Raw genomic sequence first — 25,716 nt, 5'->3', positions numbered from 1 at the left:
CAGTCGTCTGAGCAGAGAGAGGGACATTCATCGGGTCGTGTTGTCGGCCAGCGTGCGCACGCACTGCTTGGCGTGCCACAGGGCATTGCCGATGACGCAGCTGTGGTCGCACGCGGTCATCAGCAGTCGCGGCTGCTTTCCGGGAATGGCCAGCATCAGCACCTTGCCGTCGGCGGCATCGAGGATCAGCGTGTCCAGCTCGCCAAAGCGCAGTTCGCGGCCGAGTGCGCTGGCCAGGCCCAGCATCGAGCTGGTCATCGCGGCCAGGCGGTCGGCGACGTTGCCCTTGGGGCCGGCCTGCGCGAGCGCGAAGCCGTCGGCGCTGGCGACGACGATGGCCTGTATGCCGGAGACGTCGCGTGCCAACGCGTTCAATGCCGCTGCGGCGTGGAGGGTGTCATTCATCGGCGGTCGCCATGGCGTTGCATTCGATCTGGCTCATCAGCAGATCCATCGCGGTGATGGCCTGCTTCATGTCGCGCGGGTCCAGCGGCAATGCGGGCAGGTGCGGCGCGTGCTCGCCCAGCCAGGCCTGCCAGTGCGGCAGGACCGGGTCGTCGGTGCGGCCGCACTTGGTGATGCCGATGACCACCGGCAGGGTGGGCGCATGCTCGGCGATTGCCTGCAGGTGCTGGCCGGCGAGGGTGGCGTTGACGCACTTGCTGCCATCGACCAGCACGATCGCGCCTTCGGCACCGGCCAGCAGGATCGGCCAGATGTACGAGAAGCGTTCCTGGCCGGGCGAGCCGTACAGGCGCAGGCGGTCGCCGCCGGGCAGGTCGATGTCGCCGTAATCCATCGCCACGGTGGTGTACTCCTTGCCCACGCTGGGGTCGGTGTTGCGCGCTTCGGTCACCACGGCCCGGCCCTGGGTGAGGGTCTGCACGAGGGTGGATTTGCCGGCACCGAGCGGGCCCATTACTACGATCTTGTGCTCACGCACGGTCATGCACTCCAGCGGATACGAAGTTGGCGCCACAGGTTGACGAGGCCGTCGGTGGGCGAGGGGCGGACCGGTGCGTCCTCGCCCATGACCGGAAAGGCATAGGCGGTGAGGAAGGCCGCGTTGAAGAATGACTGCACCGCGCGCTGGGGCATGTCGAGAATCTCGCAGCACGCCTGCACCGAGGCGCCCTGTTTGATCAGCAGCGCACAGAGACGGAAGTGGTCGGGGCGGTGCGCGAGGATGCGGAAATCCGGCCAGCGGCGCAGGCGCAGCTTTGCGTCCATCTGCAGCGGTGGCATCAGCCGGTCGAGCCGCGTTGCAGCCAGGCCGATGTTCCACAAGGACGGGCGCAGCGGCAGGTTGCTGGACACGATCGCGCGCTGCTCGAACAACTCCTGCGGAACCGGGGCCAGGCTCAACGCCGGGTGCTCCTCGGCCAGCAGTTTCTGCAGCAGTGTCAGCGCGATCGGCGCGGGTGCCGTCGTCATCATGCGGTCGTTTTTCGCATCCAGCCAGCACACCGTCGCATCGTCATGGATGCCCGCGGCATAGGCGGACCGGCGCGGCATCGCGGTGTCGCCGGCGAGGTGGATGCGCAGCTGCTGCACGAACGGCAGGGCGGCCGACGGCAGTGTCGCCGGCGCCATCGGTGGCGGCGCGAACAGCTCGCTGGGATCCTCGAAAGATGAGCGACGGAATCGGACCATGGGGCTCGGCGCAGTGAATGATCGGGGAGCGCCATGTAATCGCCTTTCCGGATTCCAGGCCATGAAACTATTGGGAAAGTTGCGCTTTATTTTCGATTTCCTGTGGTTTATGCAACTAGTTGAAAGTCCGGCGAATGGCTGCGTTCTGAGGATTATTGAAAGGGCGCGATGTTAAGTTGACGGCGCATGTTTGGATTATTAGCGTCCTCGCTGCGCACTGCAGCGTGGCAACCCAGGGATAATCATCATGCTCACTCGAATTGCCATTGCAGACGATCATCCGATCGTGCTGCTGGGTACCCGCGTGGTGGTCGAGGCAGGCGGCCGGCACCGCGTCGTGGCGGAGGCGCACAGCGCCGAACAGCTGCTCTCCTGCCTGGCCTGCGAGCCAGTGGACCTGGTGGTGACCGATTTCTCCATGCCGGGTGGCAGCCGCTCCGATGGCCATGCGATGTTGCAGGCGCTGAGTCGCAATCACCCTGATGTGCCGGTGATTCTCGTCACCATGATCACCAACGCGACCTCGCTGCACATGGCCCTGCGTTCGGGCGTGCGTGGCCTGGTCCACAAGGGCAGTGGCGTGGACAACGTGCGCGAAGCAGTGGACGTGGTGCTGGCGGGGCGCCTCTACCTGGACCCCGTGCTGGCGCCCTGCCTGCAGGAGGCCGGACGCGAGCGGTCGCTGTCGGTGCTGTCGCCGAAGGAACTGGAGGTCCTGCGCCTGTATGTGTCCGGGCCATCGATCACCGAGATCGCCGCGCAGTTGCGGCGGACCGTCAGCACCATCAGCCGTCAGCGTCTTTCGGCCATGCGCAAGCTCGGCATCAGCAATGACGCCGAGCTGTTTGCCTATGCGTTCGAGGAGAAGCTGGGTACGCCGCATGGCGGCGTTGCCATCGGCGATTGATCCCGGGTCCCGGCGCAGCTCCGGTCAGGCCCGGTTGGGTTGCTTGAACGGATTGGGAACCGCGCCGCTTTCCCCCTCTGTGCGCCGCGCGCGGAATCCCGGATGCTTGCGCCATCGTATTCATCGGGAGAAATGGCAATGGGCAAGGGATCAGGCTGGGGACTGGGGTGGGGTACCGTGGCGTGCCTGGTGCTGCCGATGTTGGCGGCCACCGGTGCCGCGCAGGCGCAGAACTACGGGCATGACGACCGCTACGACAACCGTGGCAGTGGCATCGTGCGCTGCGAGTCGGTCAAGAACCGCAGCAACGAATGCCGCCTGGACGGGCGTCCGCGGCTGATCCGGCAGTTGTCCGGTTCGGCGTGCGTGGAGGGCCGCACCTGGGGCCAGTCGCGCGGCGGTGTGTGGGTGACCCAGGGCTGCCGCGCCGAGTTCGTGGGTGAATCCCGCGGCGGTGGCTGGGGCCATGGCGGCGGCTGGGGCGGCAACGGTGGCCAGGTGATCGCCTGCCATTCCAACGATCGTCGGCAGAAGTACTGCGACGCGCGCATCCGCCGCGACGTACGCCTGGTCAAGCAGGATTCGCGCAGCCCCTGCGTGGAAGGCCGCACCTGGGGCTGGGACCGCCGCGGTGTGTGGGTCAGCGATGGATGCCGGGCCCAGTTCCAGATCAACTGATTGGACGACGGCGGCGCTTTTTCGTTCAGATTCAGAATAATCTGATGGCGATCACAGTTCATTCCTCGTATCGTCGGCACCCGGGGGCAGTGCGCCTCCCGGTGTGCCCACCGTCATCGAGACGCTGTTCAAGGAGTGAGCAACGCATGTTGATCCGTCTGCAATGTGAGCAGCGCCAGTGGCGCGTGCTGCACCCGGACAAGCCGGAACCGATCGAGTTCCGCGACGGTGTCCGCGCCTTCGATTTCGCCGAAACCCTCGCGCGCCTGCATTTCACCGACACCGGCCAGCGTGCCGCCGTGCGCGTGGAAGCCAGTGGCGCGTTTGTCGAGGCGATCAGCTACGGCTGAGCGCCTACGTCGGGGTCGGATCCCTTTCCGCAGGAAGCGGCTCTGACCCCTCATCCACGCACGGCGTGGATCTACCGGGGCGTCGAGGTTGGGGTCGGATCCCTTTCCGCAGGAAAGGGCTCTGACCCCTGATCCACGCACGGCGTGGATCTACCGGGGCGTCGAGGTTGGGGGCGGATCCCTTTCCGCAGGAGAGGGCTCTGACCCCTTATCCACGCATGGCGTGGATCTACCGGGGCGTCGAGGTTGGGGTCGGATCCCTTTCCGCAGGAAAGGGCTCTGACCCCTTATCCACGCATGGCGTGGATCTACCGGGGGCGTCATCCACGCATGGCGTGGGTCTACTCAGCTTGCCGCGCTCAGCGGCGGCGTACCGCTGGCCAGCTTCGGCCAGCGCTTGAGCACTGCGGCGCGGATGCCGGCGGCATCGATCCCGGCTTCGGCCAGCAGGTCCTCGCGGCTGGCGTGGTGCTGGAAGCTGTCGGGCAGGCCCAGGTGCAGGATCGGGCGCAGCACCTCTTCGGAATTCAGCAGCTCGGCCACGGCCGAACCGGCGCCGCCGGCCACCACGTTGTCCTCGATCGTCACCAGGCCGTCGTGGCTGTTGGCCATGGCCAGCACCAGCTCGCGGTCCAGCGGCTTGATGAAACGCATGTTGACCACGCTCAGGCCCAGCTCGCGGCCCACCTGTTCGGCGGCGGCCACGCTGCTGCCGAAGGCCAGCAGGGCGACGCGGCTGCCCTGCACGCGCAGTTCGCCCTTGCCGATCGGCAGGGTCGACAGGTCGCTGCCGGCATCCACGCCGGTGCCGGTGCCGCGCGGGTAGCGCACGGCGGCCGGGCCCGGGTGCTGCAGGCCGGTGCTCAGCATCTGCCGGCATTCGGCTTCATTGGACGGCGCCATCACCACCATGTTCGGCACGCAGCGCAGGAAGCTCAGGTCCAGGTTGCCGGCATGGGTCGCACCGTCCGGGCCGACCACGCCGGCGCGGTCGATCGCAAACAGCACGTCCAGGTCCTGGATGGCCACGTCATGCACGAGCTGGTCGTACGCGCGCTGCAGGAAGGTGGAGTAGATCGCCACCACCGGCTTGCCACCCTGGGTGGCCATGCCCGCGGCCAGGGTCACCGCATGCTGCTCGGCGATGGCCACGTCGAAGTAGCGCTGCGGGTACTCCCTGCTGAAGCGCACCAGGCCGGAGCCTTCGCGCATCGCCGGGGTGATGCCGTACAGGCGCGGCTCGGCGGCGGCGGCATCGCACAGCCAGTCGCTGAAGACGTCGGTATAGGTCGGCTTCTTGGCGCCGGTCTTGGCGACCAGGCCCTTGTCCGGATCGAACGGACCGACCGCGTGGTAACCGATCTGGTCACCCTCGGCCGGCTCGTAACCCTTGCCCTTGGTGGTCATCACGTGCAGCAGCTTCGGGCCCTTGGAGGCGCGCAGCGTCTTCAGCGTGGACAGCAGGGCGGGCATGTCGTGGCCGTCGATGGGGCCGGTGTAGTGAAAGCCCATTTCCTCGAACATGGTGGACGGCACGAACATGCCCTTCCAGTGTTCTTCCCAGCGCTTGACGAAGCGCGCGGGATTGTTCTTCTTGTCGCCAAGGATCTTCTTGCCGCCTTCGCGCAGCGCGTTGAGCGTGCGGCTGCCGGTGGCGCGGCCGAGCATCTTGGTCAGCCCGCCGACGGCCTCGGAGATCGACATGTTGTTGTCGTTGAGGATCACCAGCAGGTTCGGTTCCGGATCCATGCCGCCGGCATGCATCAGCGCCTCGAAGGCCATGCCGGCGGTCATCGCGCCGTCGCCGATGACGGCCACGACCTTGCGGTCATCGCCCTGCGACTGGCGCGCGATGGCCATGCCCAGCGCCGCCGAGATCGAGGTGGAGGAATGGCCGACGCCGAAGGTGTCGTACTCGCTTTCCTCGCGCTTGGGGAACGGCGCCACGCCGTCCTTCTGCTTGACGGTGTGGATCTCGTCGCGGCGGCCGGTGAGGATCTTGTGCGGGTACGTCTGGTGGCCGACGTCCCAGACCAGCTGGTCGTGCGGGGTCTGGTACAGGTAGTGCAGGGCCACGGTGAGTTCGATCACGCCCAGGCCGGCAGCGAAATGGCCACCGCTCTTGCCCACCGATTCGATCAGGTAGGCGCGCAGTTCATCGGCGACCGCGCGCATTTCGGATTCGTCGAACGTACGCAGGTCATCGGGCGTCTGGATGCGCGCGAGGCGGGGATAGCGGGCAGAGTCGATCATCGTGTTCGCACTTATTCTGAACGCCCATTTTCGCCCTCAATCGGGGGTGGGGCAAGCAAACGCCGCCGCCCGTGACAGGACGGTGAGGGTTGCCGGTGCCGGTGTTCAGGTGCTGAGCTTGGATCGCTTGGGCAGCTGCGCCTTCAGGAAGGCCATCTGGTCGGCCAGGATGTTGCGGTTGGACAGGATCAGGTGCTCGATCCAGCTGGGCCGGTAGGGGATGGCCAGCAGGGGCATGTTGGCTTGCTGCGGGGTGCGGTTGCTCTTGCGCGAGTTGCACTGGAAGCAGGCGGTGACCACGTTTTCCCAGCAATCCAGGCCGCCCTTGGACAGCGGCATGACGTGGTCGCGGGTGAGGGTGGGGCGGTTGAACTGCTGGCCGCAGTACAGGCACAGGTGGGCGTCGCGGGCGAACAGGGCCGGGTTGGTCAGGTTCGGCGTGGGGTCCGGGGCGCGCGAGCGGGCGTGGCCGCGGGCGGCGATGATCGGATGCAGGTCCATGCCGCTCTGCAGGCCGCTGAGCCGGTTGGTGCCGCCGTGGATGTGCAGGCACGGGTCGCCCAGTGTCCAGGACACCGCATTGCGGGCGTAGAGACAGGCGGCGTCCTGCCAGGTGATCCAATCCAGGACGCGTCCGTGGGCGTCAAGCGAGAGCAGGCGGACGGTGCCGGGGCGATGCAGCGGGCTGGTATTGGGCGATGACGCGGCGCCCGGAGCAGAAATCGAGGCTCCGGCTTCGATCAGACCCAAGCGTGTAGTGTCTGTCTCCATCGGGAAAACAGCTTATACCCGAATCATTGCGATTTGGATATCGCCTGGAGGGAGATATCCAGGTCGCAATGATTCGGGTCCGCGCATTCCTCCTATCCCCCGCGCCGTTGGCGCGCCGCACCCCATCCCGCCGCTGGCGTGCTGGGGTGCCCGCGCATTCCTCCTATACCCCGCGCCGTTGGCGCGCCCCCCTTAACAAAGGGGGGCTCTCCTCCAGGCAGAGGGTCGAGGGCTCCGACCCCATGGGCTCAAGCGCCGAAGCGCTCGTCGTCCATGGCCATCAGCGGGGCGGCGCCGGCCTGCATGGCGGCGGCGTGGGCGAGGGTGCGCGGCAGGACGCGGGCGAAGTAGAAGCGGGCGGTTTCGCGCTTGCCCTGGGCGAAGGCGGCGCCGTGCGCGCTGGCGTCGGCGGCGGCCACGCTGCGGGCCCACCAGTAGGCCAGCACCACGTAACCCGAATAGAACAGGTAGTCGTAGCTGGCCGCGCCCAGTTCGTCCGGGTTGCCGGCGGCGCGCTTGAGCACGTCCATGGTCAGCTTGCCCCACTCGGCGGCCTTGGCCTGCAGCGGGCCGATGAACTCGGCCAGCGCCTCGTTGCCTTCGTGTTCCTTCGCGAACGCTTCGATCTCGGCCAGCATCAGCTTCAGCCCGGCGCCCTGGCTGGCGGCGGTCTTGCGGCCGATCAGGTCCAGCGCCTGGATGCCGGTGGTGCCTTCATACAGCGTGGTGATGCGCGCGTCGCGGGCCAGCTGCTCCATGCCGTGCTCGCGGATGTAGCCGTGGCCACCGAAGCACTGCAGGGCGTTGTAGGTGTTCTCGATGCCCCATTCGGTCTGGCAGGCCTTGGAGATCGGGGTGAGGAAGCTGACCAGGGTGTCGGCGCGCTCACGCTCGGCGGCATCGTCGGCGCTGTGCGCCACATCGATGAGCGTGGCCGCATGCAGGGCCAGCAGGCGGCTGCCTTCGACCAGCGACTTGATGGTCAGCAGCATGCGGCGCACGTCCGGGTGCACCAGGATCGGGTCGGCCGCCTTCTCCGGGAACTTGGCGCCGCTGAGCGCGCGCGACTGCAGGCGCTCACGGCTGTACTTCAGCGCGTTCTGGTAGGCGCGCTCGGACAGGCCGATGCCCTGCAGGCCGACGCCCAGGCGTGCGGTGTTCATCATGGTGAACATCGCCTGCAGGCCCTTGTGCGGCTGGCCGACCAGGTAGCCCTGCGCACCGTCGAAGTTCATCACGCAGGTGACCGAACCCTTGATGCCCATCTTGTGCTCGATCGAGCCGCAGCGCAGTGCATTGCGCTCGCCGACGTTGCCGTCGCGGTCGACCTTGAACTTGGGGGTGACGAACAGCGAGATGCCCTTTGCACCCGGAGGGGCGTCGGGCAGCTTGGCCAGCACCAGGTGAATTATGTTCCCGGTCAGGTCGTGCTCGCCGGCGGTGATGAAGATCTTGGTGCCAGTGATCGAGTAGCTGCCATCGGCATTCGGTTCGGCCTTGGTCTTCAGCAGGCCCAGATCGGTGCCGCAATGCGGTTCGGTCAGGCACATGGTGCCGGTCCAGCGGCCTTCGATCAGCGGCTTGAGGAAGGCGTCGTGCTGCCAGGCCTCGCCGTGCTGCTTCAGCGCTTCGATGGCGCCGTGGGAGAGCAGCGGGAAATTGCCCCACGCCAGGTTGGCGGCGTTGATCATTTCGTTCAGCGGCACACCCAGGGTGTGCGGCAGGCCCTGGCCACCCAGCTCCGGTGCGGCGGTCAGGCCGGTCCAGCCGCCATCGACGAACTGGTCGTAGGCCTGCTTGAAGCCGGGCGGGGTGGTCACTTCACCGGTGGCCTGGTCGAGCACGCAGCCGATCTCGTCGCCCACGCTGTTGAGCGGTGCCAGCACGCTGGCGCTGAAACGGCCGGCTTCTTCCAGCACGGCATCGACCACGTCGGCGGTGGCGTCGGTGAAACCCAGGCGGGCGAACAGCGGTTCGACCTTGAGCACGTCGTGCAGGGCGAAACGGAGGTCGGAAAGCGGGGCGGTGTAGCTGCTCATCGGTGACGTCTCGATCAGGACAAAAGGGCGCGGCAGGCAATGCCGCGGCGAATGGGGAATCTCAGCGCAGCACGCCCGGCAGGCCCGGCGCCTGGTTGAGGGTGCTGCGGCCGCTGATGTCGAAGCTGCGCTGCTTCTTTTCCTGCGGGGTGGCGGCCACCGTGCCCTTCAGGCCATAGGCCAGGGTGCGGTTGCCAGCCAGGGCGTCGGCCACGACCAGGCGCGCGCCGGAGCTGGGCACCAGGTTGAGGTTGATGACGTCGGCCGAGGTGCCGCCGATGGAGATGGCCGGCTTGGCCTGCAGGGTGCCCGCTTCGGTGTCGCCGACGGTCAGGGTCAGCGAGACATCGTCGAAGGTCATGGGCATCGAGCTGTAGTTCTGCAGGCGCAGGGCCACGGTCCAGTTGCCGTCGGCGCCCACGGTGAGCTGCTGCAGGCTGGCCGCCGGTTCCGAAACACGCTTGACGATGCCATCGCTGCAAGCAGCCAGGGCCAGGGTGCACAGGACGATCAAGGCGAAACGGAAACGGTGGAGCATGGGCGCAGGTCCTTTATAGGGGGTGCGTGGGGTAAGCATACTACGGCGTATGGTGGAATGGATCGCCCGTGGCGACCCGTCGCAGAGGGTAGCGCGTGAACATCAACCGTAGGGGCGCGGCCCGCAGTCGCGCGCGAAGCGCCCACCAGGATGCTCCGGGCGTGGCGGGAGGGTCCGGGTTCAGTCGGTCGACGTGGGCGCGGGATCGCGCAGCGGGGCCATCATCTTCAGCGGCGCCAGGTCGTAGCCCATCGCTTCGGCCTTGGCCTTGAGCTGCTCGAACAGCGTGCGGTCCATCTCCGGCAGGCGCGAGAGGATCCACAGATACCTGCGGTCGGGTTCACCAACGACCGCCCACTGGTACTCCGGGTCCAGCGCGATGACCCAGTAGTCGGCCCAGACCAGCGGGACCCAGCTCAGCCAGTCCGGGGCGAAGCGCACCTGCAGCTGGCCGGGCTGGCCTTCCACCGGGCGTGCCACGCCATCGGCCACCACCCGTTCGCCCTCGCGGTTGCGGCAGGCATTGGTGACGCTGATGCGGCCATCGCGGCGCAGCCCGTAGTTGGCGGTGATCTCGCCCACGCACTGCTTCTGGAACGACACCGGCAGGTGCGCGATTTCGTGCCATTGGCCGGCATAGCGGTCGATGTCCAGGGCCTCGACGGCGCGCACGGGTTCGGCAGCGAACGCGGGCGCGGCGGCCAGCAGCAGGCAGGTCAACAGGCAGGTCAGGAGGGCAGGGCGCAGGCGCATCGGCATGGGCAGGCTCCGGGCGAGAGCTTCGAGCGTAGGCGAGTGGCGGCGGTGGGGTGTGAATGTCGCGAATGGGCAAAAAAAAAGACCTGCATTTCTGCAGGTCTTCAAACTGGTGGCCGAGGACGGAATCGAACCGCCGACACGGGGATTTTCAATCCCCTGCTCTACCAACTGAGCTACTCGGCCAGTTTGGCAGGCCAACCGCGCGGACGCAGTGGCCGGAAAAAAAAGACCTGCATTTCTGCAGGCCTTCGAAAGTGGTGGCCGAGGACGGAATCGAACCGCCGACACGGGGATTTTCAATCCCCTGCTCTACCAACTGAGCTACTCGGCCACTTGTTTCGTTGCAGCGAGGTCGCTGCCGAGGACGCGCATGTTACGGAGGTAGACCGCATTCGGCAAGCGTTTTGGCAAAAAACCTTCACATTGCCGTCTGCGCGCGCGCAAGTGCTTGATCCTGCGTGCGCGGCGGATTGCGCGCGGCGGGTTGGCGGGGGATGCAGGTAGCGCGGGGGCATGCCCCGCGAGCGTGCTCCGCGACGGAAATCAGCGGTGCGCCGATATCGGCAAAGTCGCAGTGGCAGGGGCTGTGTCGGGCTGCGTGTGCGGCGGCCGGTGGAACGCTGTTTCCGCCGCCGCCCAGGGCCGTGGCGGAGGCGTACCGTCGGCGTTCCCTTTTCGATGCTGCCCGCAGCAGAGACCCTTGCCATGTCCGATACCCCGACCAACACCACGCGCATCGTCCTGGCCTCACGCCCGCAGGGAGCGCCGACCGACGCCAATTTCCGCCTGGAGCAGGCCCCGCTGCCGGCACTGCAGCCAGGCGAGGTGCTGCTGCGCAACCGCTACCTGTCGCTGGACCCGTACATGCGCGGACGCATGGACGATGGCCCGTCCTATGCTGCGCCGGTCGCGCTGGACGCGGTGATGGAAGGGCAGACCGTGTCTGAGGTGCTGCAGTCCACCGTGGCCGATGTTGCCGTGGGTGACCATGTGCTGGCACCGGGTGGCTGGCAGACCCATGCGGTGCTGCCGGCCGCCGCGGTGGGACGCCGCCTCGACGTGGCCGGGTTGCCGCTGAGCACGGCGTTGGGCGTGTTCGGCATGCCTGGCTTCACCGCGTATTCCAGCCTGCATGAAATTGCCCGCTTGAAGCCGGGCGAGACGCTGGTGGTGGCGGCGGCGAGCGGGCCGGTCGGCGCCACCGTTGCCCAGCTGGCGCGCCTGCAGGGCGCGCGTGTGGTGGCCATCGCCGGGGGTGCAGCCAAGCAGGCCTACCTGCACACGCTGGGCGTGGACGTGGCGTTGGACCATCGCGCGCCAGACTTCGCCGCGCAGCTGCGCGACGCGGTGCCGGATGGCATCGACGTCTACTTCGAGAACGTCGGCGGCCATGTATTGGACGCGGTGCTGCCTCTCCTCAACGATTTCGCGCGTGTTCCGGTCTGCGGCACCATCGCCACCTACAACGCACGCGGTGTCGAGCAACCGGGTCCGGACCGGTTGCCAGCACTGTTCAGCCAGATCCTGCGCCAGCGGCTGACCGTGCGCGGCTTCATCGTGCATGACTTCAAGCACCTGTGGCCGGAATTCGAGCGCGAGATGGCGCAGTGGCTGCGCGAAGGGCGCATCCAGTACCGCGAGGACGTGGTGGAAGGATTGCAGCGTGCCCCGGAAGCCTTCTTCGGCCTGCTGCAGGGGCGCAACTTCGGCAAGCTGGTGGTGAAGCTTGATTGAACCTGCCACGGCGATTCGGCCGGGCAGGGCGCCGCGCTAGCGGTAGGACAACCCACTGCTGGCCATGAAGCCCTTCGGGTCGAACACTGCCCAGGCCTCGCCCCACTCGAAACGGGCGCGGCCGGCGTTGAGCGGGTGTCCCAGCGCTTTGGCCAGGGCACGGCGCATGAACGTGACTTCGGCATCGATGGCGGCCTGGGTGGGCCAGCCGTCTTCCATCGGCGCGCCGGGCAGCTGCACGCCGATGGACAGCATCGACAGCGCCTGCCCGTGGAAGCACAGGGCGACTGCCGCCGGCACGCCCTGCAGCTGCAGGCTTCGCAGGTGCAGCCACTGGTAGCCGTTGCCGAGGTCGCGGCTGTCCTGCAGCAGCGCGGCAAAACCCGCGTGGGCCTGTGCCAGCGTGAGCGTCGGCCCGATCCTCAGCGGCAGCTCACCCAGGCCGATGCTGCCGTCGGCGGCATCGAAATCAAGCGCCCGCAGTGCGCTGCCGCGCGCACTCACGGGGCGAAACGCACCTGGCGTGGATCACTGACGCTGATCTGCGTCTGGTAGTAGTACTTGCCGCTGGGCTGGCCGCTGGCGTTGATGAAGTCGATGCGGACCCGGCGCGCGGTGCCGCCTACCAGCAGGCGGCGGTTCTGCAGGTAGTCCAGCTTCAGGCCCAGCGCTTCTTCCAGTGCGGGGCGCAGCGCGGCATCCATGCTGAGGGTGATGTTCAGCGGGTGCCGGTAGTCGCGTTCGCTGTTGAGGTAGATGCGGCCACCGTCGCTGCCGACGGCCTGCACGCTCATGGCGAAGGTGCCGGAAATGCCGCGCGCCGGATCGTCCTGCGCGGCACGCACGGCTTCGTAGTTGCCGATGTAGCCGGACACCGGCGGCGGCGCGGCGGCCAGGCGATGGGCGCAGCCGGTCGTCAGCAGCAACGGGACCAGCAGTGAAGCCAGCAGGGCGGGGCGATTCATGGCGCTTCCTTGTGCGTCGGTGGATGTGCCGATTGTGGCCGCGCGCGGGTTGCAGCCACAAGCGCGCTGTCCAATCGGCCCGCCGATGGGTCATGCTGGGCGCCTATCGCATCGACCAGGGAAGGACATGCCAAGGACCGCCGACGTTCATGCCATCGATTGGGGCGCGCTGCAGTGTGCCTATGGCGACGCCTCTGAAGCGGGTGCACTGCTGGCCGCGCTGATGGACCCGCAGCACCAGCAGGACTGGAACGACATCTGGTCGCATCTGTGCCACCAGGGCACGGTCTACCCGGCCAGCCACGCCGCACTGCCGGTGCTGCTCTCGATCGCACGGCAGACCGGGCGCAGCGACAGTGATGATGCCTTGCTGCTGGCCGGTGCGATCGTCGCCGGCTCGGACGTGGGCGACCCGGGACTGGTGCCGCACGGTGATGTCATCCAGGCGTTGCGCAGCAAGGTGCAGAAGCGCCTGCGGGGCAGTGGTCGGGAGGCGGTGCCGCTGTCGCAGGATGGGCATGGTGAGCGTGGCTGGCTGCGCCAGGCCTGGCTGGGGCTGAGTGGTGAAAAAGCCTGGTCACAGCACCTGGACCGGCTTGCCGAGGGCGAGATCGTGGGGGAGTGCGTGGCCTGTTCGGCCGATCTGTACTGCACGCTGAATGTTGAAGCCCCGTATGTCTGCCATGAGGATCCGGTGTTCGGTGCCCCGTCGGCGACGTCTGCGCTGCTGCCCGGTGAACCGGTCGGCGTGGCCGAGCAGTGGCTGCTGCAGCAGGTGCGCGGCGATGGCGATACCCGCGCCGAGCAGCTGCTGGAACTGGCCTTCGGTCATTCCGAATGCAGTGCCTGCGGACATCCGTTCGCGGTGCGCGAGTGCGTGCAGGCCTGAGCCGCAGGCGCCCTGCACGCGGCGCTCGCGGCGGCCTGACCATCGCATCACCGGCGCGCGTCTAGCGTGCGTTGACCGGGCCGGCCTGTTGCCGGCCGGAGCGCCCCCATGAACGACAAGCAGAACCCCAACCAGCAGCAGGCCCGCGAAGGTGCCGAGGAAAGCCGCCAGGACCGCCGTCAGGACGAGGTGGCAAAGCAGCGGCCCGGCCAGCAGGACCAGCAGGTGGATGACGCGCATTCGCGCCGGCCGCGGCGCAAGGATGGGAGCCAGGAGCCGGGTTGAGGGCGGCGACGGTTGTGGCTGCCCGGGCGTTCAGTCCTGCAGCGTGAACCCGGCAGGCGCGCGCGGCACAGGTACGGCTGGGCAGTGGTACATGTCCATGTAGACCGCGGTGGCGGTCTCGCCGCAGTGCACGTCGTAACGGTCGATGACGTGGTAGTCGGGCGTGCCTTCGGCCAGCGGCGCGAAGGTCATCATCGCCTCGAACTGACGTGCGCTGACGGCACGGTCGCTGGACGGTGGATTGAGGCTGCCGACGTTGCCGCCACGCTCGAAACGCGGGCGTGTCTGGTCGCTGCAGACCAGCTGTTCGAGATAGGCCTGCTGGCCAGCAGGCTGGCATACCTTGATCGGGCTTTCCTTGCGCAGGCCCCACTGTGCACTGTCTTCCGGCGCGGCATCGGCGGCGAGTGCAGGGGCGGCGGGAACGGCCAGCGCGACCAGCGCCAGCAGGGCAGTGACTGCATGCATCCGTGCATCCTCGGTAGGTGTCGAGATGATGATCCTAGCGCAGGGCGTGGGGATGGGTGACCGCCACCGCGACGGCGGCCCAAAGAAAAAGCCCGCAGATCGCTGGGATCTACGGGCTTCTCTGAATAGTGGTGGAGCCAAGGAGGATCGAACTCCTGACCTCGTCATTGCGAACGACGCGCTCTCCCAGCTGAGCTATGGCCCCACGGCGCATCCAGTGTAGCGCTGCCTCCGGGGCTTGCCAAGCAGCGACCCGGCAGCCGTGGCAGGCTGGGCACCTTCACCGCCGAGGGACGCCCCATGACCGATTACCGCCCGATCGAGTGCGACCTGCACGATGTGCTGGAAATCGCCTGCCTGCACCACGCCTTGCTGCAGGTCGAACTGCGCGATGGCAGCCGCTTCGTAGCGCGTGCGCGGACCACCGTCAGCACTGCGGAGAAGGAGGAATTCCTGCTGCTGGATGCGCCCGACGGCGAGCGCCGCGTCCGCCTGGACCAGCTGCATGCGGTAGCGACCGTAGGCGCCGATGGCATTCCCGGCGAGCGCACGGTGCTGGGCCCCGGGCCCACCGACGCCAGTGGCGAAGCTGAACAAGGTTTCTGAATCAATGGCTTGGCAGCGTCAATAGCCAGATCCGGCTAGGCGGGAGGCGTAAAGAGGACCGGAACGGTGCCGTTAACAGGGGACGCTTTCGAGCGCTCCCTTCCACGGATCTGTTTTCCCATGATGACCCCCGCTGCATCCCGTTTTTCCGCCTCGCCCCCGTACCGTTCGCTGACCATCGCCTCGCGGTTGGCGCTGCTGATGGCCGCGATCACCACCGTCGCTTTCGCTGCGCTGGCGATCCTGATCTACCGCGATACCGCCGACAGCTACCAGCAGCGCGTGAGCGCCGGCCTGGACACCGCCACCGTGCTGATGCGCGATTCGGTGCAGCTGTACGACCGCAGCCTGAGCGAGAGCACCGAGCGCATCGCCGGCACCTTCCGCGCGATGCTGCCGCAGGGCGAGGCACAGGCCGATGGCGCTGCGCCCATCGACGTGGTCGGCCGCAGCGCGCCGACCCTGCGGCTGGGCAGCCAGTCGATCGGGCCGACGTCGACCGAAGTCGATCGCTTCGCCGACGCCACCGGTGGCGTGGCCACGGTGTTCGTGCGCGATGGCGATGACTTCGTGCGCGTCGCCACCTCGCTGCGCAATGCGCAGGGCGAGCGCGTGCTCGGCACTGTGCTCGATCACGCCAATCCGGCCTATGCACGGGTGCGCGCGGGGCAGGGCTATACCGGCCCGGCGCATCTGTTCGGCACCGACTACATGACCCATTACATGCCGATCCTCGCTGCCGATGGCAGCGTGGCCGGCATCGCCTTCGTCGGCCAGGACTATTCGCAGGGCCTGGCCGCGCTGAAGACGCGCCTGCGCGAGGCCACGCTGGGCCGCGAAGGGCGCTTCATCGTGGTGGACACCCGCGCAGGCAAGGAGCGCGGCCGCGTGCTGGCCGCCGCGGAAGGTGAGGGTGGCGTACTGCAGGAACAGGTGGCCGCGCAGGATCTGCCCGCGCTGCAGGCGCTGCTGGACGGCAGCAGCACGCAGGCGCGCCTGCACCTGCGCCCGGCCGCTGGCGGCACCGAGCAGGCCTGGTTTGTCTCGGCGCAGCGCTACGGCGCCTGGCAGTGGCTGGTGCTGGGCCTTGAACCGCAGTCGGTGCTGGACGAGGTACTCAACGGCCTGATGCTGCGCATCGCGCTGATCTCGGCGCTGGCACTGGCGACGGTGGTGACCCTGATCGTGCTGGTGGTGCGCCAGCTGCTGGGCCGTCCGCTGGCTGCGGCCGCGCAGGTCGCGCGCGATGTCGCCAGCGGTCGCCTGGACCGCGAGATCGAGGTGCGCCGCGATGACGAAGTCGGCCGCGTGCTCGGGTCGCTGCAGCAGATGCGTTCCAAGCTGCGGGAAATACTGCAGGCGCAGGCGGTGATGGGCGAACGCCATTCCGCCGGCGTGGTCAGCCATCGCATCGACGAGCAGGCCTTCGAGGGTGAATTCCGCACCATGGTGGCCGGTACCAATGCGCTGGTGGCCGCGCACCTGCAGACCCAGCAGTGCATGGTCGCCCTGGTCGAGCGCTACGCCGAGGGCGACCTGCAGCAGACGATGGACGTGCTGCCCGGTGAGCAGGTGGCGATCACCGGCGCGCTCAATGGCGTGCGTTCGAAGCTGCAGGGCATCAATGGCGAGATCAAGCGCCTGGTGGCCGCCGCTGCCGCCGGCGATTTCAGCGTGCGCGGTGATGCGCAGGCCTTCGCCAACGATTTCCGGCAGATGGTGCAGGGCCTCAACAGCGTGATGGGCACGGCCGATGAGAACCTGATGGCGCTCTCGGGTCTGCTGCGCAACCTCGCCGAGGGTGACCTGCGGCACCGCATCGACGGGCAGTCGCAAGGTGTGTTCGCGCGCATGCGCGAGGACGCCAACGCTACCGTTGGGGCGCTGACCGGCATCGTCGGCCGCATCCAGCAGGCGGCCGGCGCGGTGAGCCTGGCGGCCGCGGAGATCGCCGCCGGCAACGACGATCTGTCCCGTCGCACCGAACAGCAGGCGGCCAACCTGGAAGAGTCGGCGGCGTCGATCGAGGAGATGACCTCGGCCGTGCGCCAGAACGCCGACCATGCGCGCCGCGCCGACCGGCTGGCGAGCGAGGCCGCACAGGTTGCCGGGCGCGGTGGCGCGGCGATGGCGGAGATGCAGGCCACGATGGGCCTGATCGATGCCGCCTCGCGGCGCATCGCCGAGATCATCGCGGTGATCGATGGCATCGCGTTCCAGACCAACATCCTGGCGTTGAATGCCGCGGTCGAAGCGGCGCGGGCGGGCGAGGAAGGCCGTGGCTTCGCGGTGGTGGCCAGCGAGGTCCGCGCGCTGGCGCAGCGTTCCACGCTGGCTGCCGCGGAGATCAAGGGGCTGATCGAGGATTCGGTGGCCCGGGTGGCCGAAGGCAACGTGCTGGCCGGTGATGCCGGGCGGACCATCCAGGACGTGGTGGCGTCGGTGACCGAGCTCGGTGGTCTGGTGGGCGAGATCGCCCATGCCTGCCAGGAACAGGCCGCCGGCATCGAGCTGGTCAACCAGAGCATCGTGCAGATGGACGGCGTGACCCAGCAGAACGCGGCACTGGTGGAGGAGGCGTCGGCTTCGGCACGGGCGATGAGCAGCCAGGCGCATGCGCTGCAGGATGCCGCCGGCCGCTTCGTGCTGGATCGCACGCCGGTGGGCGCAGGCGCGTAAGGGGAGCAGGGCCCGGGGGGCGGTGGCATCGGCTGCCGCCTCCCACTTTGCCGCAGCGGGCGGCAACCTGACTGCGACGGGGTGCGCAACGAAATCGTAACAATTCGGGCGATAATGAACGCTTGCGCAGCGTCTCCCTTTTCTACCGCCCGGCTCGCGCAGGCCGCACGGATGCCTCCTCAGAGCTCTCGATGCCTTCCCATACCGATTCCCGCCGTTCGTCGGGCATGTCGTCCGTTGTTTCCTTCCGTCGCCATCCGCTGGCCCTGGCCTGTGCGGGCCTGGCCCTGGCCGCCAGTTTCGGCGCCGCCGCGCAGGACCACGCGCCGAGCGCGACCGCGCTGGACACGATCACCGTGACCGCCGAGCACCGCGAACAGAACCTGCAGGAAGTGCCGGTGTCGGTGGGCGTGGTGCAGGGCGAGCGCATGCGTGACTTCACAGCCGGCGGCGACGACACCCTGCTGGCGCTGTCCGGCCGCGTGCCGAGCCTGTATGCGGAAACCACCACCGGCCGCATTTTCCCGCGCTTCTACATCCGCGGCCTGGGCAACATCGACTTCTACCTGGGTGCCTCGCAGCCGGTGTCGATCATCCAGGACGACGTGGTGCTGGAACACGTGGTGCTGAAGTCCAACCCGGTCTATGACGTGGACCAGGTGGAAGTGCTGCGCGGCCCGCAGGGCTCGCTGTTCGGCCGCAACACCACCGCCGGCATCGTCAAGTTCGACACCATCAAGCCGAGCGAAGACTACAGCGGCCGCGTCAGCGCCAGCTATGCCAGCTACAACAGCGTGTCGATCGACGGCGGCTTCGGCGGCCCGATCAACGATGTCGCCGCGTTCCGCGTGTCGGCCCTGTACCAGCACCGCGACGACTACGTCGACAACACCTACACCGGCCCCAGCGCCGATGGCACGGTCAGCCCGAAGAAGAACGCCATGGGCGGCTTCGACGACCGCAACGTGCGCGCGCAGCTGCTGCTGACCCCGAGCGACCAGTTCTCGATCCTGGCCTCGGCCCACGCCCGCGACTACGAAGGTACCTCGACCCTGTTCCTGCGCAACGCGCTGACCAAGGGCTCGAACCAGACCGACGTGCCGCGCGACAAGGTCGCCTACGACGAAGCCGACAACAACCCGCAGGCCTACAAGACCTACGGCGGCTCGGTGAAGGCGCGCTATGACTTCGGCGCGGTCGACTTCACCTCGATCACCGCCTACGAAACCACTTCCGGCTACAGCCGTGGCGACACCGACGGCGGCGCCGCGGTGAACTTCCCGGTCAACGGCGTGCCGAACGGCTACGGCCAGTCGATGGGCCAGATCCGCGACCTGGACCAGTGGACCCAGGAATTCCGCCTGGCCAGCCATGACGACAACGCCCTGCAGTGGCAGGCCGGCGCGTTCTACTTCAACGGCAGCGACACCACCGACTTCTACCAGCGCGCGTGGTTCCTGCAGGGCGCGGCCCGCAACCCGAACAACTGGGTGCGCCTGCGCAACAAGAACACCTCGTGGGCCGGTTTCGGCCAGATCAGCTACGCCTTCACCGACAAGTTCAGCATCACCGCCGGCCTGCGCCAGACCAAGGACGAGAAGCACACCCGCCTGCTGAAGACCGCTGACACCGCTGCTGGCGTGGTCACCTACAAGGGCCGTACGGACGTGAAGATGTCCGACACCACCCCGAGCTGGGACCTGAGCGCGATGTACCAGTTCACCCCGAACGTGAGCGTCTACGCGAAGGTGGCACGTGGCTTCCGTGGCCCGACCATCCAGGGCCGTTCGGCCGTGTTCAACGCCGACTTCACCACCGCCGATTCGGAAACGATCCTGTCGTGGGAAGCGGGCGTGAAGAGCAGCCTGTGGGACAACCGCCTGCGCCTGAACGCCACCGCGTTCACCTACACCGTCAACGACATCCAGCTCAACGGCAACGATTCGGACGGCAACGGCGTGCTGTTCAACGCCGACAAGGCCAAGGCCTACGGCTTTGAAGCCGACATGGAACTGCGCCCGATCCCGAACCTGACCCTGAGCGCCGGCCTGAGCCTGCTGCACAGCGAGATCCAGGACAAGCGCGTGTATGCGCAGGTCTGCGCGCTGAACGGCGCCGTGGTGTGCACCGTGAACGACCCGACCATCAAGGTCGGTGCGAACACCTTCGCCCAGATCGACGGCAACCCGCTGCCGAACGCGCCGAAGTACAACGTGAACTTCGCTGCGCGTTATGACTTCCCGGTCAGCGATGCCGGCACCATGTTCGTGTCCACCGACTGGAACAAGCAGGGTTACACCAGCTTCGTCCTGTACGACAGCAAGGAGTTCAACTCCAAGGGTGATTTCGAAGGCGGCCTGAAGCTGGGCTACTCCGGCAACTACGGTGCCTACGAAGTGGCGCTGTTCGCGCGCAACATCACCAACGAGAAGAACCTCAAGGGCGTGATCGAGAACTACATGGCCGCGGTCTACAACGAACCGCGCACCGTGGGTGTCTCGCTGAACATGAACTGGTAAGCACCGGTTCCATGCAGCACCCGGCAACGCCCCGCACCCGCGGGGCGTTGTCGTTTCCGCGACCTGCGTGCCATGACGGCGCGGTCGCACATGCTATGGTCGCGCGCCGTGTTGAATGGATCTCGACCATGCTCAAGGCGCTGTACCAGGCCCATGCCGAACCCGCTGCCGCCCTCGCGCTGCAGGCGCGCTGCGAAACCCAGGTGGTCAGCTGGCGCTGGGCGACCGCATCGATGGGGTACATCACACCGTTCCCGCGCGAATCCAGCGGCACGCCGCCGCCGCGCTGGGTGGCCGAAGCGAAGGTGGATGCGCGCAAGCACGTGCAGCACGGCCTGGATGAGGCGGGGCGCATCGTGTTCGAGCGAAGCCCGTCCGGCTGCATCGCCGTGTGGCTGCATGCACCGGGTCGTCGCCAGTACCTCAGCTTCCATGACGGTGGCCGGATCAGCGCCGCCTGGGAATTCCGCGAGGAAGAGGGTCGACTGCAGGCGCTGGACCTGGTGGACGAGGGGCGCGGCATCGACCGCACCTACCACTGGGAAGGCGACCGCCTGCTGCGTGAAGTGATGTGCAACTGGAGCACGGCGGGGCGCACGTGGTGGTGCCAGGATGTCTACAGCTATGACGATGCCGGCCAGCTCGACCGCATCGTGCTGGAGTACCTGGACAGGAATGGCCGCGCCACCGGCCAGCGCCGCCTGCAGTACCAGCGGCCACGCCCGGGCGAGACGCTGGCGACGGTCACCGCCGAGGTCGAGCGGCGATTGGTCGAGGCGATCACCGCGCAGCTGCCCCGCATCCCACGTGATGAACCGCTGTACTGCCTGCTGCTGTGCTTCACCGAAAGCGACTTCACCGCGGCCTGGCCACCGTTCCTGGTGTGGGGCCGACAGTCATACCGCGAAGCGGTGCTGTCGCGTGGCGAGGATGTGGCGTACTACCTGTGGGCGCCGGATGAGATGCGCGGCGGGCAGGGCGATGCGGGCGAATGGTGGTTCGATGACGAGGCGCTGGTCGAGGCCTGCAAGCGCCATTCGCAGTACATGGAGCTGCGCCGCAGCGACGTGTCGGCCAAGCGGGTGCTGAAGAGCGTCGCGGCCTGGCTGGACGCGCCCGACCGCCGCGCACTGCTCAACACCACCGATGATTTCGTGGTGGCCGTGGCCGACAACACGGGCAGCATCGATCCGCTGCCCGGGATGCGCCGGGCGATCGGGCCGGAGCGCTGGGCCCGGTTGAAGGAACGCGGTTACGTCTGAGCGACGGTGCAGGCGGCGGAGCCGAGGTAGAGTCGACTGTCAGTCGACTGCTTTGAACGATGCAGGCGAATACCCGCGCTGCGCGCGATAGTCGACCAACGGTCGACTCTACCGGGCGATGTATATGGTCGACCAGCGGTCGACTCTACCCAGCCGGGCTGCGCTGCGGATGGCGCCGGCACGAGCCGGCGCCGTGCCATCAACGTGCCGGCAGCAAGGCCTGCAGGCGGGCTTCCAGTTCCTGCTGGCGCCAGCCGGCCAGGGCGGCCGGCCACTGGCGGCGCTCCAGGTAGCTTTCCAGATGCTTGCGCGAGGCCAGCACGCCGTCGGCCAGGCCCAGCTCGCGGCTGCGCTCGGCCACCGCATCCTGCAGTTTCTTCACCAGCTGCTTGTTGGTGTCGGTGGCCTGCATGGCCAGCGGCGCATCGGCTTCGTCGTCCAGCGGCGTGGACAGCGCCTGCCAGACCGCGCCGGCCAACTTGCGCGGTGCCTTCGGGAACTGCTCGAACAGCTTGCCCAGCGCGGCCGCATCGGCCGGCGGCGTGCGCGCCAGGGTGGCGGCCAGTTCGTTGTCCAGGATCCAGCTGCGCGGGCGATCGCTGCTGCGGGCCTGCACGTCACGCCAGCGCAGCAGGCGCAGCAGGCGGTGCTGGGCCGGTGCATCGAGGAACTGCGCCGCACGCATGCCCAGGTGCGGCCAGCGCTCTTCATCGTTGGCGACACTGGCCAGCAGACGCTCGGCATCGTCGTGCAGCCACTGCTGGCGGCCCAGCGCCTGCAGCTTGCCGTCGATCGCATCATGCAGGGCGAACAGGTGCTCGACATCGTCGGCGGCGTACTGCAGCTGGGATTCGGACAGCGGCCGGCGCATCCAGTCCGAGCGGGTTTCACCCTTGGCCAGGGCGACACCGGTGATTTCCTGCACCAGCTTCTGGTAGCCCATGCCGGCACCGATGCCGGCCAGCGCCGCGCCGATCTGGGTGTCGAACAGCGGCCGCGGCATCACCCCGCAGGTCCACTTGAAGGCCACCAGGTCTTCGCTGGCGCTGTGCATCACCTTGGTGATCGATTCATCGGCCAGCCACGGCGCCAGCGCCTCGGGCATGCCGGGAATCAGCGGGTCGATCAGCAGGATGTCATCGCCGACGGCCATCTGCACCAGCGCAAGCTGCGGCCAGAAGGTGCGTTCACGGATGAATTCGGTGTCCAGGCCGATGCGGCTCGGGCGCTGCTGGCGGTACGTGTCCAGCTCGGCGGGGGTGGTGATCCAGGTTGCCACGGGTCAGGGCCTACTACTCGGGTTTGCTCAGGCAGGGGAGAATAGCCTAACGTCGGTCCGCGTCCGTGTTGAAGGAGCTCCCGCTTGCGTTTTCCGCTGTCGTCCGCGCTGTGCACCGCCCTGGCTGTGGCCCTGGCTGGCTGCACGCCGCCGCCTCCGGTGCCCGCCGACGGGGCCGCTGACGAGCGCCCGGCCCGGGAGCAGCCGGCACAGGCACCGGGGCAGGGCACGGTGACCATCGCCGATGATGATGCGGCCGAGGACATCCAGCAGTGGACGCCGCCGCGGGTGGACCGGCAGCAGCGCAGCCAGGCACAGCTGCGGCGCGCGGCCGAACAGGCCTTCGCCCGCGACCACCTCTATGAGGATGCCGAGGCGGCCATTCCCTTGTGGCTGGCCGTGCAGGAGGTCGATCCGGACGATCGCCAGGCCCGCGCCGGCCTGCAGCGTGCACGGCAGCGCCTGCTGCAGCAGGCCGATGCGCTGCTGGCGCGGCCGCTGAAGCAGCGCGAAGCATTGGCCGAGGCCAGCCGCCAGGCGCTGGTGCTGCTGACCCTCGCCCCGAAGGACGGGAAAGTGCGCGCGCTGCAGGGCCGGGTGGAGACCGCGCAGCGCGTGGTGGCCTACAACCGTGCTGGTGAGGAGGACCTGCGTGCCGACCGCATCGGTGAAGACGGCGACGGTGCGATTCCCAACTTCCGTGAAGCCCTGGCCCTGGACGAGGACAACCAGCGTGCGCGGCAGGGCCTGGCCGCGGCCGAGAGCGGGCTGATCCGCCGTGCCGAGGACGCCGCGCGTGCGCGCGACTTCGCCAGTGCGGGTGCCTGGCTGGCCGAGGCCAGCAAAGTGCGCGATTCCTCGCCGACGATTGCCGATGCCTTCGAGCGCATCGAACAGATCCGTGCCGCCGCCCTGGTGCAGCTGCGCGACGGTGGCCTGCGCGACCTGACCACCCCGCAGGGCCTGAAGCCGGCGCGCGAGAAGCTGGCCGAAGCCCTGCGCATCGCCCTGCCAGGTGACCCGGTGGTGGCACAGCTGCGCGAGCGCATCGACCTGGCCACCCATTACGGCAGTTTCCGCCCGGGCCAGGTGTTCAGCGATGCGTTGCGTGACGGCGGCCGCGGCCCGCAGATGATCGTGGTGCCGCATGGCGGCTTCCAGATGGGCGCCGGCGATACCGAGCCCGGCGCCAGCGACGCCGAGCGACCCTCGCACTACGTCCGCTTCGAACGCGGCTTTGCGATGGCCATCACCGAGGTCACCGTGAGTGACTTCGAGCGCTACGTGAAGGCGACCAACGCCCGTCCGCGCGCGACGCGGCGTGGCCATTCGGTGGTCTACGACGAGCGCAGCGGCAACTTCATCCGCCGCAGCGGCGTGGACTGGCGCTCGGATTACGACGGCGGCCGGGCGATGGGCAATTCGCCGGTGATGCATGTGAGCGTGCGCGACGCCGAGAACTATGCGACGTGGCTGTCCGAGCAGACCGGGCGTTCCTACCGCCTGCCCAGCGAAGCCGAGTTCGAATACGCGATGCGCGGTGGCAACAGCGGCCGCTACCCCTGGGGCGATGCCGGCCTGCCGCCGGAAGGCAACGGCAACTACACCGGCAGCCGCGACGTCTCGCCGTCGGGCCGGCACTGGCAGAACGCCTTCGTCGGCTATGGCGATGGCTGGTGGGGGCCGGCACCGGTGGCGACCTTCCAGGCCAATGCCTTCGGCCTGCATGACCTGTCCGGCAACCTCAGCGAGTGGGTGGCCGACTGCTGGCACGCCAGCTACCGGCGCGCGCCGTCCGATGGTGCGGCCTGGTTCAACCCGGGCTGCCGTTCGCGGGTGATCCGCGGTGGCAACTGGGCCAATGCCCCGGAACAGACCCGCGCGGCCTGGCGCCAGTCGCAGGATTCGGACACCACCAGCGCGCGCATCGGCTTCCGCCTGGTGCGCGGCATCTGAGGCGGGCCGGGCTTCACCCGCCATGGGCGGCGGCGCACTAAGATTGCGCCGTGCCCGCCGGCCGGCGGGGTCTGCTGGAAGACCTGTCGATGCGCAACGATCCCTTTTCCCGCTCGCCGCAACAGGGCCCCCGGCGCGGCCTGTTCGGCAACATCCGCTGGTGGGTGCTGCTGCTGGCGGCCGGCTACGCGGCGTTCTACTGGTTTTCCAACCGCACGGTCGATCCCTATACCGGCGAGAAGGTGCTGATCGACAGCACGCTGGATGCCAGCCAGGAAAAGGCGCTGGGCCTGCAGGCCTACCAGGAGATCCTGTCGCAGGAGCGGCCGCTGGATCCGAACGCGCAGATCTCGCGTGACATCCGCGCCATCGCGCAGCGCTTGATCGCCAAGGTGGACGTGGTGGAGACCGCGCTGGCGCAGGAACACGGCGTGCAGCCGGGGCATTTCTCGCGTGATTTCGACTGGGAGGTCAACGTCATCCAGTCCGACCAGGCCAACGCGTTCTGCCTGCCGGGCGGCAAGATGGCGGTGTACACCGGCCTGGTGCCGGTGGCGCGCACGACCGATGCGATGGCGGTGGTGATGGGCCATGAAATTGCCCATGCGCTGCTGCGCCATGGTGCGCAGCGGATGGCGCAGCAGAAGCTGACGCAGATCGGCCAGGTGGCAGGCGCGGCGAGCGGCATGGATGCGCAGCAGCAACAGATGATGATGTCGGCGATGGGCTATGGCTATCTGCTGCCGTATGCGCGCAGCCATGAGACCCAGGCCGATGAGGTGGGGCTGATGCTGGCGGCAGCGGCCTGTTTCGACCCGCGCGAGGCGGTGCCGTTGTGGGAGCGGATGGGGCAGGCGAGTGGCGGGCAGTCGCCGCCGGAGTTTTCCTCGACGCATCCCAACCCGGGGACGCGGATCCAGAACCTGCAGGCGCTGATGCCGAAGGCGCTGGAGTACCGGCAGAAGTTCTGCGAGCAGGCGAAGTAGGGTGGTGTTTGTTTTGCAGGGCTTGCAGCCCTGCACCCGCTTGAAGCCAGGGCAACGTCAAAAGCCGGCTATCCGTGGGTTGGCGGGGCGGGTCCGGTTGAGGGGGACGCCGTAAACCCATCCATGGGGGCTTGGTCGCG

24 protein-coding genes and 3 tRNA genes are annotated in these 25,716 nt (G+C 68.0%); 12 read left to right on the top strand and 15 right to left on the bottom strand.

Annotated features, from left to right (window positions below; genetic code table 11):
- Positions 1–27 precede the first annotated feature (27 nt).
- Genes IAE56_RS06525 through IAE56_RS06515 form a run of 3 tightly spaced genes read right to left on the bottom strand, consistent with a single transcriptional unit; the run spans position 28 to position 1,716 of the window.
- Complete coding sequence (locus IAE56_RS06525) at positions 28–405, bottom strand: roadblock/LC7 domain-containing protein (RefSeq protein ID WP_200751926.1); 378 nt, start codon at positions 403–405, stop codon at positions 28–30.
- Positions 398–949 carry a GTP-binding protein gene (locus IAE56_RS06520; RefSeq protein WP_108769419.1) on the bottom strand — a complete coding sequence of 184 codons (552 nt, stop codon included), beginning with the start codon at positions 947–949 and terminating at the stop codon, positions 398–400. The genes IAE56_RS06525 and IAE56_RS06520 overlap by 8 nt, the downstream gene beginning before the upstream one ends.
- Positions 946–1,716 (bottom strand): hypothetical protein, encoded by a 771-nt coding sequence (locus IAE56_RS06515; RefSeq protein ID WP_234455929.1) that lies wholly within the window; start codon positions 1,714–1,716, stop codon positions 946–948. Before IAE56_RS06515 ends, IAE56_RS06520 begins: the two co-directional genes overlap by 4 nt.
- Positions 1,717–1,900: 184 nt before the next feature.
- Here IAE56_RS06515 and IAE56_RS06510 point away from each other — a divergent pair, with 184 nt between their 5' ends.
- The 3 genes from IAE56_RS06510 to IAE56_RS06500 all read left to right on the top strand — a co-directional run bounded on the left by IAE56_RS06510 (position 1,901) and on the right by IAE56_RS06500 (position 3,588).
- Positions 1,901–2,560 (top strand): response regulator transcription factor, encoded by a 660-nt coding sequence (locus IAE56_RS06510; protein ID WP_200751925.1) that lies wholly within the window; start codon positions 1,901–1,903, stop codon positions 2,558–2,560.
- A 138-nt stretch (positions 2,561–2,698) separates the two neighbouring features.
- A complete protein-coding gene (locus IAE56_RS06505; protein WP_325167171.1) occupies positions 2,699–3,238 on the top strand; it encodes a DUF3011 domain-containing protein in 540 nt (179 codons plus the stop codon).
- Positions 3,239–3,384: 146 nt separating this feature from the next.
- Complete coding sequence (locus IAE56_RS06500) at positions 3,385–3,588, top strand: hypothetical protein (protein ID WP_079222567.1); 204 nt, start codon at positions 3,385–3,387, stop codon at positions 3,586–3,588.
- A 345-nt stretch (positions 3,589–3,933) separates the two neighbouring features.
- Here IAE56_RS06500 and dxs read toward each other — a convergent pair whose 3' ends face one another.
- From dxs to IAE56_RS06465, 7 genes are all read right to left on the bottom strand, one after another.
- Positions 3,934–5,841, bottom strand: a complete 1,908-nt coding sequence (gene dxs / locus IAE56_RS06495; RefSeq protein ID WP_200751923.1) for a 1-deoxy-D-xylulose-5-phosphate synthase — start codon at positions 5,839–5,841, stop codon at positions 3,934–3,936.
- Between the two features lie 105 nt (positions 5,842–5,946).
- Positions 5,947–6,612: an HNH endonuclease gene (locus tag IAE56_RS06490; protein ID WP_200751922.1), complete on the bottom strand. Its 666-nt coding sequence runs from the start codon at positions 6,610–6,612 to the stop codon at positions 5,947–5,949.
- A gap of 248 nt (positions 6,613–6,860) precedes the next feature.
- Positions 6,861–8,651, bottom strand: coding sequence for an acyl-CoA dehydrogenase C-terminal domain-containing protein (locus tag IAE56_RS06485; RefSeq protein WP_200751921.1), 1,791 nt, complete (start codon positions 8,649–8,651; stop codon positions 6,861–6,863).
- Between the two features lie 61 nt (positions 8,652–8,712).
- On the bottom strand, positions 8,713–9,189 hold the full coding sequence (locus tag IAE56_RS06480; protein WP_108769413.1) for an LEA type 2 family protein: 477 nt from the start codon (positions 9,187–9,189) through the stop codon (positions 8,713–8,715).
- Between the two features lie 180 nt (positions 9,190–9,369).
- A complete protein-coding gene (locus tag IAE56_RS06475; protein ID WP_200751920.1) occupies positions 9,370–9,948 on the bottom strand; it encodes a lipocalin family protein in 579 nt (192 codons plus the stop codon).
- 107 nt (positions 9,949–10,055) lie between these two features.
- Positions 10,056–10,131: transfer RNA gene (locus IAE56_RS06470), tRNA-Phe, on the bottom strand.
- Between the two features lie 72 nt (positions 10,132–10,203).
- A tRNA-Phe gene (locus tag IAE56_RS06465) sits at positions 10,204–10,279 on the bottom strand.
- Positions 10,280–10,653: 374 nt separating this feature from the next.
- Between IAE56_RS06465 and IAE56_RS06460 the strand changes: the two genes are divergently transcribed.
- Positions 10,654–11,682, top strand: coding sequence for an NADP-dependent oxidoreductase (locus IAE56_RS06460; protein WP_200751919.1), 1,029 nt, complete (start codon positions 10,654–10,656; stop codon positions 11,680–11,682).
- A gap of 36 nt (positions 11,683–11,718) precedes the next feature.
- Here the strand turns inward: IAE56_RS06460 and IAE56_RS06455 are convergent, their stop codons facing one another.
- Both IAE56_RS06455 and IAE56_RS06450 read right to left on the bottom strand, forming a co-directional pair.
- Positions 11,719–12,186 carry a hypothetical protein gene (locus IAE56_RS06455; RefSeq protein WP_108769410.1) on the bottom strand — a complete coding sequence of 156 codons (468 nt, stop codon included), beginning with the start codon at positions 12,184–12,186 and terminating at the stop codon, positions 11,719–11,721.
- Positions 12,183–12,647, bottom strand: coding sequence for a hypothetical protein (locus tag IAE56_RS06450; protein ID WP_200751918.1), 465 nt, complete (start codon positions 12,645–12,647; stop codon positions 12,183–12,185). The genes IAE56_RS06455 and IAE56_RS06450 overlap by 4 nt, the downstream gene beginning before the upstream one ends.
- 127 nt (positions 12,648–12,774) lie before the next feature.
- Between IAE56_RS06450 and IAE56_RS06445 the strand changes: the two genes are divergently transcribed.
- Together IAE56_RS06445 and IAE56_RS06440 are read left to right on the top strand one after the other, a co-directional pair.
- Positions 12,775–13,536, top strand: coding sequence for a hypothetical protein (locus IAE56_RS06445; RefSeq protein WP_200751917.1), 762 nt, complete (start codon positions 12,775–12,777; stop codon positions 13,534–13,536).
- A 108-nt stretch (positions 13,537–13,644) separates the two neighbouring features.
- Positions 13,645–13,821: a hypothetical protein gene (locus tag IAE56_RS06440; protein WP_200751916.1), complete on the top strand. Its 177-nt coding sequence runs from the start codon at positions 13,645–13,647 to the stop codon at positions 13,819–13,821.
- Positions 13,822–13,851: 30 nt separating this feature from the next.
- Here the strand turns inward: IAE56_RS06440 and IAE56_RS06435 are convergent, their stop codons facing one another.
- Positions 13,852–14,289, bottom strand: a complete 438-nt coding sequence (locus IAE56_RS06435) for a hypothetical protein (protein WP_200751915.1) — start codon at positions 14,287–14,289, stop codon at positions 13,852–13,854.
- 129 nt (positions 14,290–14,418) lie between these two features.
- A tRNA-Ala gene (locus IAE56_RS06430) sits at positions 14,419–14,494 on the bottom strand.
- 95 nt (positions 14,495–14,589) lie between these two features.
- Here IAE56_RS06430 and IAE56_RS06425 point away from each other — a divergent pair.
- The 4 genes from IAE56_RS06425 to IAE56_RS06410 all read left to right on the top strand — a co-directional run bounded on the left by IAE56_RS06425 (position 14,590) and on the right by IAE56_RS06410 (position 21,355).
- On the top strand, positions 14,590–14,895 hold the full coding sequence (locus IAE56_RS06425; protein ID WP_200751914.1) for a Rho-binding antiterminator: 306 nt from the start codon (positions 14,590–14,592) through the stop codon (positions 14,893–14,895).
- A 120-nt stretch (positions 14,896–15,015) separates the two neighbouring features.
- A complete protein-coding gene (locus tag IAE56_RS06420) occupies positions 15,016–17,574 on the top strand; it encodes a Cache 3/Cache 2 fusion domain-containing protein (RefSeq protein WP_200751913.1) in 2,559 nt (852 codons plus the stop codon).
- 191 nt (positions 17,575–17,765) lie between these two features.
- Positions 17,766–20,093 (top strand): TonB-dependent receptor, encoded by a 2,328-nt coding sequence (locus IAE56_RS06415; protein ID WP_108769404.1) that lies wholly within the window; start codon positions 17,766–17,768, stop codon positions 20,091–20,093.
- 128 nt (positions 20,094–20,221) lie between these two features.
- Positions 20,222–21,355, top strand: coding sequence for a hypothetical protein (locus IAE56_RS06410; RefSeq protein ID WP_200751912.1), 1,134 nt, complete (start codon positions 20,222–20,224; stop codon positions 21,353–21,355).
- Between the two features lie 199 nt (positions 21,356–21,554).
- Here the strand turns inward: IAE56_RS06410 and rnd are convergent, their stop codons facing one another.
- Entirely contained in the window at positions 21,555–22,634 is a 1,080-nt protein-coding gene (rnd, locus tag IAE56_RS06405) for a ribonuclease D (protein WP_200751911.1), read from the bottom strand.
- Between the two features lie 84 nt (positions 22,635–22,718).
- Between rnd and IAE56_RS06400 the strand changes: the two genes are divergently transcribed.
- Together IAE56_RS06400 and IAE56_RS06395 are read left to right on the top strand one after the other, a co-directional pair.
- The gene (locus tag IAE56_RS06400; RefSeq protein WP_108769402.1) at positions 22,719–24,590 is read left to right on the top strand and encodes a formylglycine-generating enzyme family protein; all 1,872 of its coding nucleotides are present in this window, start codon (positions 22,719–22,721) and stop codon (positions 24,588–24,590) included.
- Positions 24,591–24,679: 89 nt separating this feature from the next.
- On the top strand, positions 24,680–25,576 hold the full coding sequence (locus IAE56_RS06395; RefSeq protein WP_108769401.1) for a M48 family metallopeptidase: 897 nt from the start codon (positions 24,680–24,682) through the stop codon (positions 25,574–25,576).
- Positions 25,577–25,716: the final 140 nt, after the last annotated feature.

It is taken from the genome of Stenotrophomonas sp. S41 (assembly GCF_016624625.1).
In the GTDB taxonomy this organism is placed as follows: domain Bacteria; phylum Pseudomonadota; class Gammaproteobacteria; order Xanthomonadales; family Xanthomonadaceae; genus Stenotrophomonas.
This window is presented reverse-complemented; position numbering and strand designations above follow the sequence as displayed.

What these genes read in the sequence shown, in the direction of transcription:
- IAE56_RS06525 (WP_200751926.1), bottom strand. Translation starts at nt 405, where the DNA reads ATGAATGACACCCTCCACGCCGCAGCGGCATTGAACGCGTTGGCACGC.
- IAE56_RS06520 (WP_108769419.1), bottom strand. Translation starts at nt 949, where the DNA reads ATGACCGTGCGTGAGCACAAGATCGTAGTAATGGGCCCGCTCGGTGCC.
- IAE56_RS06515 (WP_234455929.1), bottom strand. Translation starts at nt 1,716, where the DNA reads ATGGCCTGGAATCCGGAAAGGCGATTACATGGCGCTCCCCGATCATTC.
- IAE56_RS06510 (WP_200751925.1), top strand. Translation starts at nt 1,901, where the DNA reads ATGCTCACTCGAATTGCCATTGCAGACGATCATCCGATCGTGCTGCTG.
- IAE56_RS06505 (WP_325167171.1), top strand. Translation starts at nt 2,699, where the DNA reads ATGGGCAAGGGATCAGGCTGGGGACTGGGGTGGGGTACCGTGGCGTGC.
- IAE56_RS06500 (WP_079222567.1), top strand. Translation starts at nt 3,385, where the DNA reads ATGTTGATCCGTCTGCAATGTGAGCAGCGCCAGTGGCGCGTGCTGCAC.
- dxs (WP_200751923.1), bottom strand. Translation starts at nt 5,841, where the DNA reads ATGATCGACTCTGCCCGCTATCCCCGCCTCGCGCGCATCCAGACGCCC.
- IAE56_RS06490 (WP_200751922.1), bottom strand. Translation starts at nt 6,612, where the DNA reads ATGGAGACAGACACTACACGCTTGGGTCTGATCGAAGCCGGAGCCTCG.
- IAE56_RS06485 (WP_200751921.1), bottom strand. Translation starts at nt 8,651, where the DNA reads ATGAGCAGCTACACCGCCCCGCTTTCCGACCTCCGTTTCGCCCTGCAC.
- IAE56_RS06480 (WP_108769413.1), bottom strand. Translation starts at nt 9,189, where the DNA reads ATGCTCCACCGTTTCCGTTTCGCCTTGATCGTCCTGTGCACCCTGGCC.
- IAE56_RS06475 (WP_200751920.1), bottom strand. Translation starts at nt 9,948, where the DNA reads ATGCCGATGCGCCTGCGCCCTGCCCTCCTGACCTGCCTGTTGACCTGC.
- IAE56_RS06460 (WP_200751919.1), top strand. Translation starts at nt 10,654, where the DNA reads ATGTCCGATACCCCGACCAACACCACGCGCATCGTCCTGGCCTCACGC.
- IAE56_RS06450 (WP_200751918.1), bottom strand. Translation starts at nt 12,647, where the DNA reads ATGAATCGCCCCGCCCTGCTGGCTTCACTGCTGGTCCCGTTGCTGCTG.
- IAE56_RS06445 (WP_200751917.1), top strand. Translation starts at nt 12,775, where the DNA reads ATGCCAAGGACCGCCGACGTTCATGCCATCGATTGGGGCGCGCTGCAG.
- IAE56_RS06440 (WP_200751916.1), top strand. Translation starts at nt 13,645, where the DNA reads ATGAACGACAAGCAGAACCCCAACCAGCAGCAGGCCCGCGAAGGTGCC.
- IAE56_RS06435 (WP_200751915.1), bottom strand. Translation starts at nt 14,289, where the DNA reads ATGCATGCAGTCACTGCCCTGCTGGCGCTGGTCGCGCTGGCCGTTCCC.
- IAE56_RS06425 (WP_200751914.1), top strand. Translation starts at nt 14,590, where the DNA reads ATGACCGATTACCGCCCGATCGAGTGCGACCTGCACGATGTGCTGGAA.
- IAE56_RS06420 (WP_200751913.1), top strand. Translation starts at nt 15,016, where the DNA reads ATGATGACCCCCGCTGCATCCCGTTTTTCCGCCTCGCCCCCGTACCGT.
- IAE56_RS06415 (WP_108769404.1), top strand. Translation starts at nt 17,766, where the DNA reads ATGCCTTCCCATACCGATTCCCGCCGTTCGTCGGGCATGTCGTCCGTT.
- IAE56_RS06410 (WP_200751912.1), top strand. Translation starts at nt 20,222, where the DNA reads ATGCTCAAGGCGCTGTACCAGGCCCATGCCGAACCCGCTGCCGCCCTC.
- IAE56_RS06395 (WP_108769401.1), top strand. Translation starts at nt 24,680, where the DNA reads ATGCGCAACGATCCCTTTTCCCGCTCGCCGCAACAGGGCCCCCGGCGC.